This window comes from Streptomyces sp. NPDC093260 (genome assembly GCF_040683715.1).
GTDB classification, from domain to species: domain Bacteria; phylum Actinomycetota; class Actinomycetes; order Streptomycetales; family Streptomycetaceae; genus Streptomyces; species Streptomyces sennicomposti.
Genome location: NZ_JBFBEK010000001.1, coordinates 223,435 through 240,612 on the forward strand (window position 1 = coordinate 223,435; position 17,178 = coordinate 240,612).

General features: G+C 72.6%; 15 protein-coding genes. 1 reads left to right on the forward strand and 14 read right to left on the reverse strand.

Annotation, left to right across the window (positions count from 1 at the left end; all coding sequences use genetic code 11):
- Window positions 1-42: 42 nt before the first annotated feature.
- From AB0N63_RS00810 to AB0N63_RS00875, 14 genes are all read right to left on the reverse strand, one after another.
- Entirely contained in the window at window positions 43-783 is a 741-nt protein-coding gene (locus AB0N63_RS00810; protein WP_365522185.1) for a sirohydrochlorin chelatase, read from the reverse strand.
- A 6-nt stretch (window positions 784-789) separates the two neighbouring features.
- Window positions 790-1,680 (reverse strand): ABC transporter permease, encoded by an 891-nt coding sequence (locus tag AB0N63_RS00815; RefSeq protein WP_365522188.1) that lies wholly within the window; start codon window positions 1,678-1,680, stop codon window positions 790-792.
- Complete coding sequence (locus tag AB0N63_RS00820) at window positions 1,667-2,446, reverse strand: ABC transporter ATP-binding protein (protein WP_365522190.1); 780 nt, start codon at window positions 2,444-2,446, stop codon at window positions 1,667-1,669. The genes AB0N63_RS00815 and AB0N63_RS00820 overlap by 14 nt, the downstream gene beginning before the upstream one ends.
- A 33-nt stretch (window positions 2,447-2,479) precedes the next feature.
- Window positions 2,480-3,592, reverse strand: coding sequence for an aliphatic sulfonate ABC transporter substrate-binding protein (locus AB0N63_RS00825; RefSeq protein WP_365522193.1), 1,113 nt, complete (start codon window positions 3,590-3,592; stop codon window positions 2,480-2,482).
- Window positions 3,593-3,818: 226 nt separating this feature from the next.
- Complete coding sequence (locus tag AB0N63_RS00830; protein ID WP_365522196.1) at window positions 3,819-5,174, reverse strand: GTP-binding protein; 1,356 nt, start codon at window positions 5,172-5,174, stop codon at window positions 3,819-3,821.
- 2 nt (window positions 5,175-5,176) lie between these two features.
- Window positions 5,177-6,115: a sulfate adenylyltransferase subunit CysD gene (gene cysD / locus AB0N63_RS00835; protein ID WP_365522198.1), complete on the reverse strand. Its 939-nt coding sequence runs from the start codon at window positions 6,113-6,115 to the stop codon at window positions 5,177-5,179.
- The gene (cysC, locus tag AB0N63_RS00840; RefSeq protein WP_365522201.1) at window positions 6,112-6,672 is read right to left on the reverse strand and encodes an adenylyl-sulfate kinase; all 561 of its coding nucleotides are present in this window, start codon (window positions 6,670-6,672) and stop codon (window positions 6,112-6,114) included. Before cysC ends, cysD begins: the two co-directional genes overlap by 4 nt.
- A 4-nt stretch (window positions 6,673-6,676) precedes the next feature.
- Window positions 6,677-7,387, reverse strand: a complete 711-nt coding sequence (locus AB0N63_RS00845) for a phosphoadenylyl-sulfate reductase (RefSeq protein ID WP_365522203.1) — start codon at window positions 7,385-7,387, stop codon at window positions 6,677-6,679.
- A complete protein-coding gene (locus tag AB0N63_RS00850) occupies window positions 7,384-7,566 on the reverse strand; it encodes a hypothetical protein (RefSeq protein WP_365522206.1) in 183 nt (60 codons plus the stop codon). The genes AB0N63_RS00845 and AB0N63_RS00850 overlap by 4 nt, the downstream gene beginning before the upstream one ends.
- Window positions 7,563-9,260 (reverse strand): nitrite/sulfite reductase, encoded by a 1,698-nt coding sequence (locus AB0N63_RS00855; protein ID WP_365522209.1) that lies wholly within the window; start codon window positions 9,258-9,260, stop codon window positions 7,563-7,565. The genes AB0N63_RS00850 and AB0N63_RS00855 overlap by 4 nt, the downstream gene beginning before the upstream one ends.
- A 363-nt stretch (window positions 9,261-9,623) precedes the next feature.
- On the reverse strand, window positions 9,624-10,196 hold the full coding sequence (locus AB0N63_RS00860; RefSeq protein WP_365522212.1) for a GNAT family N-acetyltransferase: 573 nt from the start codon (window positions 10,194-10,196) through the stop codon (window positions 9,624-9,626).
- A 192-nt stretch (window positions 10,197-10,388) separates the two neighbouring features.
- A complete protein-coding gene (locus tag AB0N63_RS00865) occupies window positions 10,389-11,792 on the reverse strand; it encodes a hypothetical protein (RefSeq protein WP_365522214.1) in 1,404 nt (467 codons plus the stop codon).
- A 318-nt stretch (window positions 11,793-12,110) separates the two neighbouring features.
- On the reverse strand, window positions 12,111-13,418 hold the full coding sequence (locus tag AB0N63_RS00870) for a GAF domain-containing protein (RefSeq protein ID WP_365522217.1): 1,308 nt from the start codon (window positions 13,416-13,418) through the stop codon (window positions 12,111-12,113).
- Window positions 13,419-13,844: 426 nt separating this feature from the next.
- Complete coding sequence (locus AB0N63_RS00875; protein ID WP_365522219.1) at window positions 13,845-15,479, reverse strand: acyl-CoA dehydrogenase family protein; 1,635 nt, start codon at window positions 15,477-15,479, stop codon at window positions 13,845-13,847.
- A 192-nt stretch (window positions 15,480-15,671) separates the two neighbouring features.
- On the opposite strand from AB0N63_RS00875, the gene AB0N63_RS00880 reads away from it, so the two are divergent.
- The gene (locus AB0N63_RS00880) at window positions 15,672-16,847 is read left to right on the forward strand and encodes a YihY/virulence factor BrkB family protein (protein WP_365522222.1); all 1,176 of its coding nucleotides are present in this window, start codon (window positions 15,672-15,674) and stop codon (window positions 16,845-16,847) included.
- The last annotated feature ends 331 nt before the right edge of the window (window positions 16,848-17,178 follow it).

A 17,178-nucleotide genomic window follows, 5' to 3' on the forward strand; every position in this document is an offset into this window, starting at 1 on the left:
AGCGCCGGCCCACGGACGTACGAGCACCTCAGACGGGGCGGCTCACGCGCCGACCGCAGCCATCAGCGGCCGCCGCGCCGCGTCGTACCGCTGCAGCAGCACCCGCGCCACCTCCGGCGCCGGGCCGAGGACGTCGGCCAGGGCGTCCGCGTCGGCCGCGCCCCGCGCGATGCGGTCCGGCAGGAAGCCGGGGGCCAGCACGTACGGCGCGACCGCGACCTTCGCGCAGCCCAGCGCGCGCAGTTCGCGCACCGCGTCCTCGGTGCGCGGAAGGGATGCGGAGGCGAACGCAGGTCGCACGGCGCACCAACCGGTGTGCCGCCACTCCCGCGCGACGTCTGCGATCACTGCGATCGCCTCCGGGTCACTGGACCCCGCCGAGGCCAGCACGACCCCGGTCGAGGACTTGTCTGCGGAGGACAGCCCCGCCTCCCACAGCCGGCGCTCCAGGGCCGCAGTCAGCAGCGGGGACGGCCCCAGCACGTCGGCCTGCCGGATCCGCAGCCGGGCCGGCGCCGCCCGCAGCACCGCCGGGATGTCGGCCTTGGCGTGGAAGGCGCGGGTCAGCAGCAGCGGCAGCGCCACCACGTCTCGTACGCCGTCGGCCGCCAGGGACTCCAGCACGCCCGGCACGGAGGGCACGTTGAAGTCCAGGAAGCCGGTCTCCACGCGCAGGTCCGGGCGGGCCGCCCGCACCCGCCGGACCAGGGCATGCACGGTCGCGGCGTGCCGCGGGTCGCGGCTGCCGTGGGCGATGACCAGGAGAACCGGCTGAGTGATCATGGCAGTTCAGCTCTTCACGAACAGGCCGCGGCTGCGCAGCACCCACCGCTCCAGCGGACTGAAGATCAGCAGGTCGATGGCGATGCCGACGAACAGGATCAGGATGATGGCCTCGAACACCATGGACATGGAGCTGGCGTTGCGGCCGTTCTCCAGCAGGGCGCCCAGGCCGATGCCGAGATCGGGCGAGGAGGCGATGATCTCCGCCGCCATCAGCGAGCGCCAGGAGAACGCCCAGCCCTGCTTGAGCCCGGCCAGATAGCCCGGCAGCGCGGCCGGCAGGACGATGTGCCAGGCGCCCTTCAGCCCGGTCGCGCCCATCGTGCGGCCCGCCCGCAGATACAGCGGCGGCACCTGGTCGATGCCGGAGACCAGGCCGTTGGCGATGGACGGCACCGCGCCGAGCAGGATCACCGCGTACATCATCGAGTTGTCCAGGCCCAGCCAGATCACGGCCGGCGGAACCCACGCCACCGACGGCAGCGACTGGAGACCCGACAGGACCGGGCCGATGGCGGCGCGCACGAACTTCACCCGGGCCACCAGCAGTCCCAGCGGGGTGCCGATGGCCAGCGCGAACAGGAAGCCCAGCAGACCGCGCGAGACGGACGTCCAGATGTAGTCGAGCAGGGTGCCCTGGAGCCAGGCGTCCTTGAACTCGGCGCCCACGTCGGACGGCGAGGGCAGCTTGGTCGGGTCGTCGACCACCTTGAAGGTGATCAGCGCCTGCCAGGCCAGCAGGACCACCACCACCGCCACGACGGGCGGGAAGATCTTGTTGACGAACGTCTGCCGGAACGTCGTGCGCGCGCTCTCGACGGTGTCCAGCGCGTCGAGCCCGGCCTCGACGCCGGCCAGTCCGGCGCCCTGCGCCGTCTTCGTGTCAGTGCTGGCCATGGCGGCGGATCTCCCCACGCAGGACTTCGGTGATCTCCAGGGACAGCTCCGCGACGGGCGCGTCCTCGATCCGGCGCGGCTGCGGGATGTCCACGGTCCACTGCCGGGCGACCCGGCCCGGACGGGAGGACAGCAGCACCACGCGCTGCGCGAGCCGCACCGCCTCGCGCACGTTGTGCGTGACGAACAGGACGGAGACGCCGGTCTCCTGCCAGATCCGGGTCAGCTCGTCGTGCAGCACGTCCCGGGTGATGGCGTCCAGGGCCGCGAACGGCTCGTCCATCAGCAGCAGGTTGCTCTCCTGGGCGAGCGCCCGGGCCATCGCCACCCGCTGGCGCATACCGCCCGACAGCTCGTGCACCCGCTTGCCGTACGCGCCCTGCAGCCGGACCAGTTCGAGAAGTTCCTCGGCCCGGCCGCGGCGCTCCGGCTTGGCGACGCCCCGCAGTCTCAGGGCGAGTTCGATGTTCTTTCCCGCGGTCAGCCACGGGAACAGGGCGTGCTCCTGGAACATCAGGGCGGGGCGGCCGTCCGTGGTGATGGAGCCGGCGGTGGGCCGGTCCAGGCCCGCCACCAGGTTCAGCAGCGTGGACTTGCCGCAGCCCGAGGCCCCCAGGAGCGTGACGAACTCGCCCGGGGCGACATCGAGGCTGATGTCGTCCAGGACCAGCTGCTGCCCGCCCGGAGCCGCGAAGGACTTCGAGACGTTCTCAAGGCGCGCCGCGTGCTCTACGGACTCGGCGGCCTTGGCGAAGGTCGTGGCCATGGTCGTCACCTCCTGGGAACTCTTCGGCTACGGCTACTTGACGCCGAGGCCGGCGTCGCTGACGGTGGGCTCGCCCTCGGCCTTGAGGACCTTGTTCAGGACGGTGAGGTCGTAGATGCCGTCCAGCTTGGGCTGCTTGAGCAGACCGGCCTTGACCGCGTGCTTCGCCTCGGTGTCGAGGGTGGCGGCCAGCGGGTCGTCGATGATCTGGATGGACTTCCACGCCGGGTCCAGGATCTTGGCCGGCAGCGCCTTGCCGGAGTCGACGGCCAGCTGCTTGTTGGCCGCCGCCTTCGCCTCGTCCGGGTTGGCGTTGATCCACTTGTTGGTCTCGACGGACGCCTTCAGCACCGCCTCGACGGCCTCCGGGTGGTCCTTGAGGAAGCTCTGCCGCACGATGATGTTCGTGATCACGAACTTCTTGTCCGGCCACAGCGTGGACTCGTCCAGGAGCACCTTGGCGCCCTCGGAGACCAGCTTGGACGCGGTCGGCTCCGGCACCCAGGCGCCGTCGACGGAACCGGACTTGTAGGCGTCCGGGGTGACCTTGTTGTCGCTGCGGACCACCGACACGTCGCCCTTGCCGCTCTGCGGGTCGACCTTCCAGCCCTGCTCGGCGATCCAGTTGAGGAACGCCACGTCCTGGGTGTTGCCCAGCTGCGGGGTGGCGATCTTCTTGCCCTTGATGTCCTTCAGGGACTTGATCTTGTCCGGGTTCACCACCAGCTTGACGCCGCCGGAGGCCGAACCGCCGATGATCCTGAGGCTCTTGCCGTCCGACCTGGTGTAGCCGTTGATCGCGGGGGAGGGGCCGATCCAGCCGATGTCGATGGAGCCCGAGTTCAGCGCCTCGATCTCGGAGGGGCCGGCGTTGAAGATCTGGTACTTGGCCTCGGTCGCCCCGAGCGACTTCTGGAAGAAGCCCTTCTGCCGGCCCACCAGGGCGGAGGCGTGCGTGATGTTGCCGAAGTAACCGATCTTGACGGAGTCGAGTCCGTCGATCTTCTTCGCCCCGGCGGCGACCTTCTGACCGGCGTCGTCGTCCTTCTTCTCCGAGCCGTAGCTGCAGGCGGTCAGCGCGAGGAGGGGCAGGGCGACGGCCGCCGCGAGACCGCGGCGGAGTATGGCGGAGGTGTTGACAGGCACGGGAGGCTGTCCTCTCGGAGGCCCGGCGGTCACGGTCTCTCAGGTCGTGGCCGGGAGGTCGGCAGGTCTTCGTCTGCTTCGGCGGTGGGGGGTGAGGGCGCGCAGGCAGTGCGCGTACGTCAGCGCACACATCGGGCCACTCCGCCCTGTCCGCTGCCGACGGCGCCGCTGCCGACGCGGCCGCCCTCCTTGGCGAACGTCGAGTAGAAATCCGAGGAGTTCATGCTCAGAAGTCCCAGCCGTCCTCGTCGTCGGCGTCCTTGACCGGCTCCGGCGCGGCGAACGACTCGCCGACCATGCCGGCGGTCAGCGTGGTGCCGTCGGCGGGGTCGATCAGGATGAACGAGCCGGTGCGGCGCGAGTCGGCGTAGGCGTCGACCGGCAGCGGCTCGGCGGTGCGGATCTTCACCCGGCCGATGTCGTTGGCGACGAGCTGCCCCGGGTGCGGGTGCAGGGACAGGTCGTCGAGGGTGAGCCGGGACGGGATGTCCTTGACGATCGCCTTGACGGTGCGGGTGCCGTGTTTGAGGAGCACCCGGTGGCCGACGGTCAGCGGCGCGTCGGCGACGTGGCAGACGGTCGCCTCCACGTCCTGCGTGGTCGCCGGCGCGTCCTTGCTGGGCACGATCAGGTCGCCGCGCGAGACGTCGATGTCGTCGGCCAGCAGCACCGTCACCGACTGCGTCGTCCAGGCCACCTGCACCGGCTCGCCGAGCAGGTCGATGCCGGAGATCTTCGAGGTGCGTCCGGAGGGCAGGACGGCGACCTCGTCGCCGACCCGGAACGAACCGGCGGCGATCTGGCCGGCGTAGCCCCGGTAGTCGGGGTGCTCGGCGCTCTGCGGGCGGATCACGTACTGCACGGGCAGACGGGCGTGGCAGTGACTCAGGTCGTGGCTGACCGGCACCGTCTCCAGGTGCTCCAGCACGGTCGGGCCGCCGTACCAGTCCATGACCGCGGACGGCTCCACGACGTTGTCGCCGGCCAGCGCGGAGATCGGGATGGCGGTGACCTCGGGCACGCCCAGCTCGGTCGCGTACGCCGTGAACTCCTCGGCGATCTGAGCGAAGACGGCCTCGCGGTAGTCGACGAGGTCCATCTTGTTCACGGCGAGGACCACGTGCGGCACCCGCAGCAGCGCGGCGATCGCGGCGTGCCGGCGGGTCTGCTCGACCACGCCGTTGCGGGCGTCGACCAGGATCACCGTCAGCTCGGCGGTGGAGGCGCCGGTGACCATGTTGCGGGTGTACTGCACATGGCCCGGCGTGTCGGCCAGGATGAACCGGCGGCGCGGCGTGGCGAAGTAGCGGTAGGCCACGTCGATGGTGATGCCCTGCTCGCGCTCGGCGCGCAGGCCGTCGGTGAGCAGCGCGAGGTCGGGGGCGTCCTGCCCGCGGCTCGCGGAGGCGCGCTCGACGGCCTCCAGCTGGTCGGCGAGGACCGACTTGGAGTCGTGCAGCAGCCGGCCCACCAGGGTGGACTTGCCGTCGTCGACGGACCCGGCGGTGGCGAACCGCAGCAGGGTGGTCTCCGACAGGTGCTCGACCGACAGCGGCTCGGCGGGTTCGATGGTGCTGGACATGGCTAGAAGTACCCCTCGCGCTTGCGGTCTTCCATCGCGGCCTCGGAGAGCTTGTCGTCGGCGCGGGTGGCGCCGCGTTCGGTGAGCCGGGAGGCGGCGATCTCGGCGATCACCTGCTCCAGCGTCACCGCGTCGGAGTCGACGGCGCCGGTGCAGGACATGTCGCCGACCGTGCGGTAGCGCACCAGCCGCTTCTCGACGCTCTCGCCGTCCTTGGGGCCGCCCCAGTCACCGGCGGTCAGCCACATGCCACCCCGCCGGAACACCTCGCGCTCGTGCGCGAAGTAGATCGACGGCAGCTCGATGCCCTCGCGCGCGATGTACTGCCACACGTCCAGCTCGGTCCAGTTGGACAGCGGGAAGACGCGGACGTGCTCGCCTGGCGCGTGCCGGCCGTTGTACAGGTTCCACAGCTCGGGGCGCTGGCGGCGCGGGTCCCACTGGGAGAACTCGTCGCGCAGCGAGAACACCCGCTCCTTGGCGCGGGCCTTCTCCTCGTCGCGGCGGCCGCCGCCGAAGACCGCGTCGAACTTCGCCGACTGGATCTTCTCGGTGAGCGGCAGCGTCTGGAGCGGGTTGCGGGTGCCGTCCGGGCGCTCCTTGAGCACACCCCGGTCGATGTAGTCCTGCACGGAGGCGACGTGCAGGCGCAGCCCGTGCTCGGCCACGGTCCGGTCGCGGTACTCCAGGACCTCCGGGAAGTTGTGCCCGGTGTCCACGTGCAGCAGCGCGAACGGCACCGGCGCCGGCGCGAACGCCTTCAGCGCCAGGTGCAGCATCAGGATCGAGTCCTTGCCGCCGGAGAACAGGATCACCGGGTTCTCGAACTCGCCCGCGACCTCGCGGAAGATGTGCACCGCCTCGGACTCCAGCGCGTCCAGGTGGGTCAGGGCGTACGGGCTGCCCGTGCCCTCGCCGGTCTCGGCGACGGTGGTCGTCATGCCAGTCCCCTTTCGCTGAGCAGGGCGTACACCGACGCCGCGGACTCCGGCACGCTCTGGTGCTGCGACTCGATCCTGAGGTCCGGAGCCTCGGGCTCCTCGTAGGGGTCGTCGACCCCGGTCAGCCCGGTCAGTTCGCCGGCGGCCTGCTTGGCGTACAGGCCCTTCACATCGCGTACGGAGCACACCTCGACCGGTGTCGCCACATGCACCTCGACGTACGCGGTGCCGTTCTCCTGGTGGCGTTTGCGCACCGCGTCCCGGCTGTCCGCGTACGGCGCGATCACCGGGACCAGGGCCAGCACGCCGTTGCGGGCGAGCAGTTCGGCGACGAAGCCGATGCGGTGGACGTTGGTGTGCCGGTCCTCGCGGCTGAAGCCGAGGCCCGCCGAGATGAACTCGCGGATCTCGTCGCCGTCGAGCACCTCGACGCGGTGGCCCTCCTCGCGCAGCCGGCCCGCCAGCTCGTGCGCGATGGTGGTCTTGCCGGCACTCGGCAGACCCGTGAGCCAGACGGTGGCTCCGGTCGTCACGTGTGTCTCCTGTATGTGTGTCATCGTCTCAGCCGTGCAGCCCGCACTCGGTCTTGGCGCGGCCCGCCCAGCGCCCGGCCCGGGCGTCCTCGCCCTCCAGCAGGCGGCGGGTGCAGGGCGCGCAGCCGACGGAGCCGTAGCCGTCCGTCAGCAACGGGTTGGTCAGCACGCCGTGTTCGGCGACGTAGGCGTCCACGTCGTCCTGGGTCCAGCGGGCGATCGGGGAGATCTTCACCTTGCGCCGTTTCTCGTCCCAGCCGACGACCGGGGTGTTCGCCCGGGTCGGGGACTCGTCACGGCGCAGCCCGGTCGCCCATGCCTGGTAGCCGCGAAGGCCCTGCTCCAGCGGGCGGACCTTGCGCAGTGCGCAGCACAGGTCGGGGTCGCGGTCGTGCAGTTTCGGGCCGTACTCGGCGTCCTGTTCGGCCACCGTCTGCACGGGGGTGATCGTGACGACGTTGACGTCCATCACGGCCTCCACCGCGTCCCGGGTGCCGATGGTCTCCGGGAAGTGGTAGCCGGTGTCCAGGAACACCACGTCCACCCCGGGCATGGCCCGGGCGGCGAGGTGGGCGACGACCGCGTCCTCCATGGACGAGGTCACGCAGAACCGCTTGCCGAAGGCGCCGGCCGCCCACTGGAGGATCTCCAGCGCGGTGGCGTCCTCGAGGTCGCGCCCTGCCTGTTCGGCCAGCGCCTTCAACTCGTCTTCGGTGCGTTCTTCCTGAGCCGTCGTCATGATCGGTCGTCCCCTCCGTCGTCGGCCCGCTGGAATCCCCGGGCCAGCAGCCCGAGGAACTTCAGCCGGAAAACCCGGTTGCACGCCGCGCACTCCCAGGCGCCGTGCCCCTCCTCGCTCGGCCGCAGATCCTCCTCACCGCAGTACGGGCAGTAGAACGGCGCGGCGCGCTCGCTCACGACAGAGCCTCCTCGGAGGCGCGCGCGGCCCAGGTGGCGAACCGCTCGCCGTCCTCGCGCTCCGCCTCGAAGCGCTTGAGGACCCGCTCGATGTAGTCGGGCAGTTCGGCGGAGGTCACCTTGAGGCCGCGCACCTTGCGGCCGAAGGCCGGCTCCAGGCCGAGCGCGCCGCCCAGGTGGACCTGGTAGCCCTCGACCTGCTCGCCCCGCTCGTCCAGCACCAGCTGGCCCTTGAGACCGATGTCCGCGACCTGGATGCGGGCGCAGGCGTTGGGGCAGCCGTTGAGGTTGATGGTGATCGGCTCGTCGAAGTCCGGCAGGCGGCGCTCCAGTTCGTCGATGAGCGCGGCGCCGCGGGCCTTGGTCTCGACGATGGCGAGCTTGCAGAACTCGATGCCGGTGCAGGCCATGGTGCCGCGCCGGAAGGAGGACGGGCGGGCGGTGAGGTCCAGCGCCTCCAGGCCCTCCACCAGCGAGTCGACCTGGCCCTCCTCGACGTCGAGGATGATCATCTTCTGCTCGACGGTGGTGCGCACCCGGCCGGAGCCGTGCGCCTCGGCCAGCTCTGCGATCTTCGTCAGGGTGGCGCCGTCGACGCGGCCGACCCGGGGGGCGAAGCCGACGTAGTAGCGGCCGTCGTTCTGGCGGTGCACGCCGACGTGGTCGCGCCACTGCTGCACGGGCTGCTCGGGGGCGGGGCCGTCCAGCAGCTTGCGCCCGAGGTACTCGTCCTCCAGCACCTGGCGGAACTTCTCCGCGCCCCAGTCGGCGACGAGGAACTTCAGCCGGGCGCGGTTGCGCAGCCGCCGGTAGCCGTAGTCGCGGAAGATGGAGATGACGCCCTCGTAGACGTCCGGGACGTCCTCGAGCGGCACCCAGGCGCCCAGCCGCACGCCGAGCTTGGGGTTGGTGGACAGGCCGCCGCCGACCCACAGGTCGAAGCCCGCCCCGTGCTCGGGGTGGCGCACGCCGACGAAGGCCACGTCGTTGATCTCATGGACCACGTCCAGCAGGGGCGAGCCCGAGATGGCCGTCTTGAACTTCCGCGGGAGGTTCGAGTACGCCTTGTTGCCGAGGACGCGGCGCTGGATCTCCTCCAGGGCCGGGGTGCCGTCGATGATCTCGTCCTCGGCGATGCCGGCCACGGGCGAGCCGATCATCACGCGCGGGGTGTCGCCGCAGGCCGTGACCGTGGAGAGGCCGACGCCCTCCAGCCGCTCCCAGATCTCGGGCACGTCCTCGATCCGGATCCAGTGGTACTGGACGTTCTGCCGGTCGGTGATGTCGGCGGTGCCGCGCGCGAACTGCTGGGAGATCTCGCCGATCACCCGCAGCTGCTGCGTGGTGAGCCGCCCGCCGTCGATGCGCACCCGCAGCATGAAGTAGCGGTCGTCCAGCTCCTCCGGCTCCAGGATCGCGGTCTTGCCGCCGTCGATGCCGGGCTTGCGCTGGGTGTACAGGCCCCACCAACGCATCCGGCCGCGCAGGTCGCTCGGGTCGATGGAGTCGAAACCGCGCTTGGAGTAGATCGTCTCAATGCGTGTCCGCACATTGAGACCGTCGTCGTCCTTCTTGACCTGCTCGTTGCCGTTGAGCGGAGTGAAGTGACCCGCGGCCCACTGACCCTCGCCGCGGTGACGGCTCACCTTGCGGCGGGGGCTCGCGGCAGCAGCGTTCTGCGGGGTGGCGGCCATGGTTGGTACGTCCTTCGGGACAGGCGGGAAAGCGGCTCGGACCTGCGCGTTCAGGCGCGAAGGGCAGGAGTGCGCGTCCTTGCGCGGAAGGCGAGGGAAAGCGGGGGTGATCGCGGCGTGGCTGGTGGATCAGCTCGCCGGACAGATGGCGCTGGACATACGGCCGTGGTCGACGTGCCGTCGGCTCACCAAGGCGATTCCAGTTCCAGACATGACGGAAGCGTGGCACGGCGATCTGGACACAGTCCAGCTTCATCCAGAATGCGGACACCCTTGTCCCGGATCATGGGACAAGGGTGTCGTTGATCACACGCCCGCACGACGGCCGGTCCCGTGCGGGGGCAGGGGTGTGCCGGGGCCGGTTCAGGCCGGGAACGCGCCCGGCCAGGGACCCGGGGTGACAACCTCCGGCTCCTCCTCGACCTTGGTGTCGAAGAGCTTGAAGCCGCGCCGCAGGTAGTTGTCCATCGCGTGCTCGCCGTCCTTGCTGCACGTGTGCAGCCACACCCGCTTCGTCGTGGCCAGCCCCGGCCAGCGGTCCGCCAGGTCCCAGGCGCGGGCGGCCCCGTACGACAGCAGATGGCCGCCGATGCGGCGGCCGCGGAAAGCCGGGACCAGCCCGAAGTAGACGATCTCCACCGCCCCGTCGTCCTGCGCCTCCAACTCGACGTACCCGGCCGGCGTGCCCCGGTCGTACGCCACCCACGTCTCGACCCCCGGACGCTCCAGGTGCTCCCGCCACCGCGCGTACGTCCAGCCGAGCCGGTCGGTCCAGCGGATGTCGCCGCCGACCGACGCGTACAGGAACCGGCTGAACTCGGGCGAGGGCACCTCGGAGCGGACGATCCGGACGCCGCCCTCGGGCGCGGTGGCCGGGAGGAGGTCGGTCGGGGCGGTCTGCTCCAGGGACCAGGTGGTCACGGCGATGTTCGTCATGCCGGTCAGGGAATCATCCGGCTCCGCCCCCTGTCGAACGAGAGCCCCAGGTCGTGCGCCCGCGCGCCCCTCCCGCGACGCGCCCGGCGCCCCGGGGCGGACGCCCGCGCCCCTCCCGCGACGCGCCCGGCGCCCCGAGGCGGGCGACCCGCCGGCGTTGAGCCCGCGCCCTCCCGCGGCCCGGCGCCGCGCCTACCGCAGCGCCCGCTCGACCGAGGGGCGGGGGACCGCGAACAGGGTCCGCCCCGAGAGCGACCACACCTCGTCGGTCTGCGGCCAGTAGGACAGGGAGCCGGTGCCGTCGCCCCAGCAGCGGTGGGTGTCGTAGGAGGAGCCGCACTCCGTCGTCCCCGCGCCCCGCAGGTCCTGCCGCCACAGCGTGCCGTGCGCGCTGTCGGGCCCGGCGGCCCGGGACAGGTACCAGGAGGTGCGGCCGTAGGGGCCGGTGCGCCGGGACAGCACGCCCCGCACGCCGTCCACCTTCGTCTCGTACGCCTCCTGCGCGGTCACCGTGCCGGCGGAGTCGGCGGCCAGCAGCCCGGCGCGGGCGGGGTCGGTGCTGAAGGAGTAGCGCCACAGCCGGGTGGGCCGCTCGCTGCCCCGCGGCGCGGCCTCCCCGGCGACCAGACTGCCGGGGACGGAACTCCGGTCCACGGAGAGGCTGTTCGGACAGGGGGCGGTGTCCGTGTCGGCGGCGGAGGCGAAGTCGGCGGATTCGCCGGGACCTTCCGAACCGGTCGCTGCCGTCGATTCGTCCGCCGGGGCGCAACTGCCCTGAGCGGGACGGTAGGAGGCGACCGCGGGCAGCACCCAGCGGTAGCCGTGCGCCGACCAGCCGCCCGGCACCCGGCCGACTGCGTCGCCGGCCACGGTCGCGCGCTGGATACGGCGCAGGTCGTAGACGTACAGCGCGTCCCGCTCGCCGCCGGACGCGGTGACCAGCAGCTTGTCCCCGTACCAGACCATCCCCGACACGTGCGAGGCCAGGCCCCGGTAGTCGCGGCCGCCGTCGACCGGGACGGCGAGCAGCGCCCAGGTGTAGGTGAGGCGGGTGGGGTCGTCGGCATTGACGAAGGCGACCCGGGCCAGGTCACGGCCGGCGCCGTCGCCGTGCCGGCTCCAGCCGGAGAGGATCACCCGGTGGTTCCCCCACAGGCCGTCGGCGGCGGCGTCCCCGGAGGTCGTCACCGACTCCGGACGCCACTCGCGGGTCGCGGAGTCGACCGCGTTCCAGCAGTACGCGCGCGTGGCCGCCGGTTCGACCGGCAGCGCCTTCCTCTCGTCGGCGGTGCAGCCGGCCGCGTCGCGCAGCGTCCGGTCGGTGCTGCCTAGCACCGCGCCCGCGTCGACCGGGTGGCCCATCGCCGCGGCGAGCCGGTCCAGGGACCGCGCGGGCACCGGCTGTTCCGTCAGCCGCAGTCCGTCGAGACGGGCGGCGGCCGCGAGCGGCTCCAGCGCGCCGGGGTCGTCGGTGACCGTGGCCTGCGAGGTGCTGATCAGGGTCGCGGCGGCGGTCAGCGCGAGTCCGGCCCCGGCCAGCGCCGCGCGCAGCGCACGGCCCCGCGCGCGTCTGCGGTGTCTGCCGCGTTGCCTCATCCAACCCCCCTGTCCAGGGCTCGGTCCGCCGCGGGACGCCCGCCGGCCGTGACGTCAACTGCGTCGCACTGGTCGAGTGTTGACCGGGGTGCCGAGGGACGACCCGGAAGGGATGCTACGGCAGTCCGGCGCGCCACAGGACGAAGACCCCGCAAATATGCGGAAGATGCCACGGCGGGACCAGCCGGACCACTCCGTGTGCCTGCCCCGGCACGGCTCGCGCGCCGCGGGGCGGTCCTCCGCGCCCAAGCCACCGTGGGGCGCGTCCCGGCACACTCCTCACCGCGGCGCGCGCCCCTCGCGGCACGGCACGCCGGCTCACGACCCGGGAGGCGCGCCCCGCCCCCGCAGCACCGTGGGCGCCGTGGAATGCGGCAGCAGATCGCGCGGGTCGTCCGGAATCAGCACCCGCACCTCCGTGTCCTCGCCGAAGCGGTACGGCCGGTGATCGAGGAACGCGCCCAGATAGCGCCGTATCCGGGACATCTCGGCCCGTACGGTCACGGTACGCGCGGGGTCGCCGAACACCTCGCCGGCCAGTTCCGCGGCGGTGCGCCCACCGGGCGCGGCGGACAGGAGGTAGAGCAGTTCGGCGTGGCGCGGGCTCAGTTCATGGGTCCACGAGCCGGCGCTCCCCGTGACGGTGACCGTCCAGCGGCGCGGCCCGGTCAGGTCCAGCACGATCCGCGCACCGGCGTCCGGCGCCGCCATCCCGCCCGCCCGCACCAGCCAGCCGTCCGCCACCGGCTCCAGCGTGCACACACCGACCGCGGGCAGCCAACCGGGTCCCGGCGCAGGCGACTTGGGCAGCGCGATCCGCGGCGTGTACGGCATCCCGGTCACCGCGGCGGTCCAGCCGTCCCGGTCCACCACCGCCGCCCGGCCGTCCAGCCGGGCCACCATCGGCGCCGCCACCGCCCGCAGCCGCTCCAGTGAGGCCAGGTGCAGCTCCCGCAGCCGCGCCTCGGCCAGTTTGGCCACGGAGTCCACCCAGGCCAGCGTCGCCGGATGCATGGTCCGCAACGGCCCGCTCACGTCCACCACGCCGAGCAGCCTGCCGTCCCGGGGGTCGGTGACCGGGGCGCCGGTGCAGGTCCAGGTGGTGTGCGAGCGGACGAAGTGCTCGGCGGCGAAGACCTGGACGGGCCGGCGCACCACGGCGGGCGTGCCGACGCCGTTGGTGCCGACCACGTCCTCGCGCCAGTCGGCGCCGAGTTCGAAGCCGAGCCCGTCGGCCCTGCGGAGCACCGACGGATGCCCCTCGCGCCACAGCACCCGGCCGTCCGCGTCGGCGACCACCATGATGTGGTGGGCGACGTCCGCGACGGACAGCAGCCCCTCGCGCAGCACCGGCAGGACATGCCGCAGCGGGGACGCCGCCCGCCGCCGCTCCAGCTCCTCCCGGGTCAGCAGCCCGGCGCGCACGTCGTGTTCGGGATCGACGCCGCTGCGCCGCACCCGCTCCCAGGACTGCCCGATCACCGGGCGCGGGGTCAGCCGCGCGCGCCGGCCGGCGAGGGTCGCCGAGCGCACCTCGTCGAGCAGCCGCGCCGCGCGCGCCGCGTCCACGGCGGCGAGCCGCGTCACGTCCACCGGCGCCTTCACCACTGGTCCTCCCGCAGACATGGGGCCCGGCGACCGGCTCCCCGAAGTGTTCCGGCCACGCTCCGGCGCCTCGGCGACTGTCCGGTTCGCGGCTCTTGCCGTCGTGGGGTTCATAGTGCCGTCCGGCGGCGCGGCGGGAGCGCGGGTCGGCCGTGGTCGCCGCCGGTTGCAACCTGGTGCAACCCTGGTGAACAGGGGAGCGCTCGATCGACACTTGTCCGGCGCCGCCCGTGCGGCGTGTCTGGCCCGTGACGGCCGTGGCGGGGGTGGTGCCGTGTCGGCGCGGCACCACCCCCGCGTCACCTCCGGAAACGATCACCCGTACGCGCCGCTGCTTCCGGCCGTTCCCGGCGGACTCCGCGAGCCGTCGGCCGCGTCAGACCCACCAGCCCCGGCCGCGGCGGACTCCGTGCACCCCGCCCCGGTACGCTCCGCGAGCCCCGGTCCTCACGCCACCGGCCGCGCCCGTTCCACCACCGACGCCAGATCCAGCGTGTGGGGCAGCGTGCCGAAGGACGCTCCCCGGTCGCCGCCCAGCCGGGAGGCGCAGAACGCGTCCGCGACCTCGGGCGGCGCGTACCGCACCAGCAGCGACCCCTGGAGCACCAGCGCCAGCCGCTCCACCAGCCGCCGGGCGCGCGCCTCCACACCGGCCAGGTCGGCGAGTTCGGTGAGCAGGTCCTTGATCGAGGCGTCCAGCCGGTGGTCGGCGCCGCGTGCCAGGCCCACCTCGCGCAGATACGCGTCGAACGTCCCGGGCTCCCGCCGCAGCGCCCGCAGCACGTCGAGCGCCTGCACATTGCCTGCGCCCTCCCAGATCGAGTTGAGCGGCGACTCGCGCACCAGCCGGGGCAGCCCCGACTCCTCGACGTACCCGTTGCCGCCCAGACACTCGGACGCCTCCACGGCGAGCGGCGCGCACCGCTTGGTCACCCAGTACTTGGCGGTCGGCACCGCGATCCGCAGCAGGGCCCGCTCCTGCTCGCCCCCGTCGTCGTACGCCGCGGCGAGCCGCAGCGCCAGCGTGGTCGCGGCCTCCGACTCCAGCGCCAGATCGGCCAGGACGTTGCGCATCAGCGGCTTGTCGACGAGCCGGCCGCCGAACGCCTCCCGGTAGGCGCAGTGGTGCACCGCCTGCGCCACCGCCTGCCGCATCAGCCCGGCCGAGCCCAGCACGCAGTCCAACCGGGTGGCCGCCACCATCTCGATGATGGTGCGCACCCCGCGCCCCTCCTCGCCCACCCGGCGCGCCCAGGTCCCGTCGAACTCCACCTCGGCGGAGGCGTTCGACCGGTTGCCGAGCTTGTCCTTCAGCCGCTGGAGGCGGAACACGTTGCGGGCGCCGTCCGGCAGGACGCGTGGCACCAGGAAACACGTCAGCCCGGCCGGGGCCTGCGCGAGCACCAGGAACGCGTCCGACATCGGAGCCGAGCAGAACCACTTGTGCCCGGTCAGCTCGTACGCGCCGGGCTCGGCGAGCGGCCGTGCCGCGGTGGTGTTGGCCCGGACGTCGCTGCCGCCCTGCTTCTCGGTCATGCCCATCCCGAACAGCGCCCCGGGCTTCAGGTGCGCGGGCCGCAGCGCGCGGTCGTACACCGGGGAGGTCAGCCGGGGCTCCCACTCGGCGGCCAGTTCCGGGTCGGCGCGCAGCGCGGGCACCGCCGCGTGGGTCATCGACAGCGGGCAGCAGTTGCCCGCCTCGACCTGCGTCCACACCAGGAACGCCGCCGCGCGCCGCACGTGCCCGGCCGGGCGGTTCCAGGCGGCCGTCAGGCCCGCCGAGACGCCCTTGCCCAGCAGCCGGTGCCAGGCCGGATGGAAGTCCACCTCGTCGATCCGGTGGCCGTAGCGGTCGTGGGTGCGCAGCCGGGGCGGGTTCTCGTTCGCCTGCGCGCCCCACTCCTGGAGCTGCGCGGAGCCCGCCGCCCGGCCGAGGCCCGCCAGCTCGCCGCGCACCTCGTCCAGCAGCCCGGCCCCGACGTGCCGGTCCACCGCCTCGGCGAGGGCCCGGTCGGCGGTGAAGACGTCGTAGCCGGACAGCGGCGGCGGCTGGTTGGTCACGGTGTGGGTGCTGGCTGCCATGGCACGGAACCTACCCGCGCCGCGCCGACGCTCACCACCCGGCCGCGGTCCCGCCCGCAGGCGGGGACACCGGCCCGCGGGGGAGGCGCCGCGGGGGCGCCGTGCCCCGGTCGTCCACCGGCGCCATGTCCCGTCCGGGATCGGTTTCCCGCGGATGAGTGGGAGGGGCACGGACAGGGATACCTTTAGGTCGTGCAGCAAGCCAGTGAAACCCCCGACAGGCCGACCGGCCGCTTCCACCGGGCCAGAGCCCTCTACCGGAACGTCTCCAAACGCAGGACCGCCTGGCTGCTGCTCAAGGACACCGTCAACTCCTGCATGGAGTACCGCATCCTCGGCCTGGCCGCCGAGGCGGCGTTCTTCACCCTGCTGTCGGTGCCGCCGCTGCTGCTCAGCCTGATCGCGCTGCTCTTCTACGTCGACTCCTGGACCGGCGCGCACACCATCGCCAGCCTGGAGCGCAACATCCTCGACGCCTCCCGCACGGTCCTGTCCGACCAGGGCGTCAAGGAGATCACCCAGCCGATCCTGAAGGACGTGATGCAGGGCGGCAGACCCGACATCATCTCCATCGGGTTCGTGTTCGCCCTGTGGTCGGGCTCGCGCGCGGTGAACGTCTTCATCGACACCATCACCGTGATGTACGGCCTCGACGGCGTGCGCGGCATCGTCAAGACCCGGCTGATGGCGTTCGCGCTGTTCGTGGTGGGCCTGCTGATCGGCTCGGTCGCGCTGCCGCTGATGGTGGCGGGACCGGACGCGGTGGTGCGGATCGTGCCCTGGTCCACGACGGTCGTGCAGGTCCTGTACTGGCCCGTCGTGATCGTCCTGTCCATCGCCTTCCTGACCACGCTGTACCACGTGTCCGTGCCGGTGCGCTCGCCGTGGATCGAGGACGTGCCCGGCGCGCTGGTCGCGCTCGCCATGTGGGTGGTGTGCAGCTTCCTGCTCCGCATCTACCTCACCAGCACCGTCGAGGGCCCCACCATCTACGGCTCGCTGGCGGCGCCGGTCGCCGTGCTGCTGTGGATCGGCGTGTCCGCGTTCGCCGTGCTCGTCGGGGCCGCGGTCAACGCCGCCATCGACCGGGTGTGGCCGGCCGCCGCGACGGCCGCGGCCCGCGCCGCCAACGAGCGGGTGCGCGAGGCGCAGATCGCCGAGTACGTCGCCTGGGCCGCCGCCGTCCGCGAGAACGACCCCGACGACCCGGAGGACGCCGACATGCCCTCCGAGTTCCCCGAGCGCTGGTCGCGCTTCCTGCCGCCCGAGGACGTCACCGCCCGGCTGCGGACCCACGCCAGGAGCACCCAGGCGCGCGGCCCGCACAAGGAGCAGGACAACAGCAACGGCGCGGCGCCGGGCAGATGAACCGCCTGAGACACCGGACGGCCTCCGTCCCCGGCGACTGACCCGGCGTACGTGGCTGCGGAGAGGTCCGCGCGGGCGGTGGGAGGCGGGACGACCCGGCAGGCGGCGCGGTGCGGAGGTCCGGGCCCGTCGCGGCCGCCGGGTGCGCCGCCTGCGTCCGGGCCGATTCCGGCCTCTGCCACCCCCTCTCGCAGGCGTCGACCGGGCGTCGCGACACGTCGGCCAGTGACGTTTCTCCGGTGAAGGCGTTACTCCGTCGGAGTGAGTAAAGGGCGCCCCATAGTGAAGTCTGGTGTGATTCAAGCAATCCTTTTGTCTTGGCAAAGGGGGC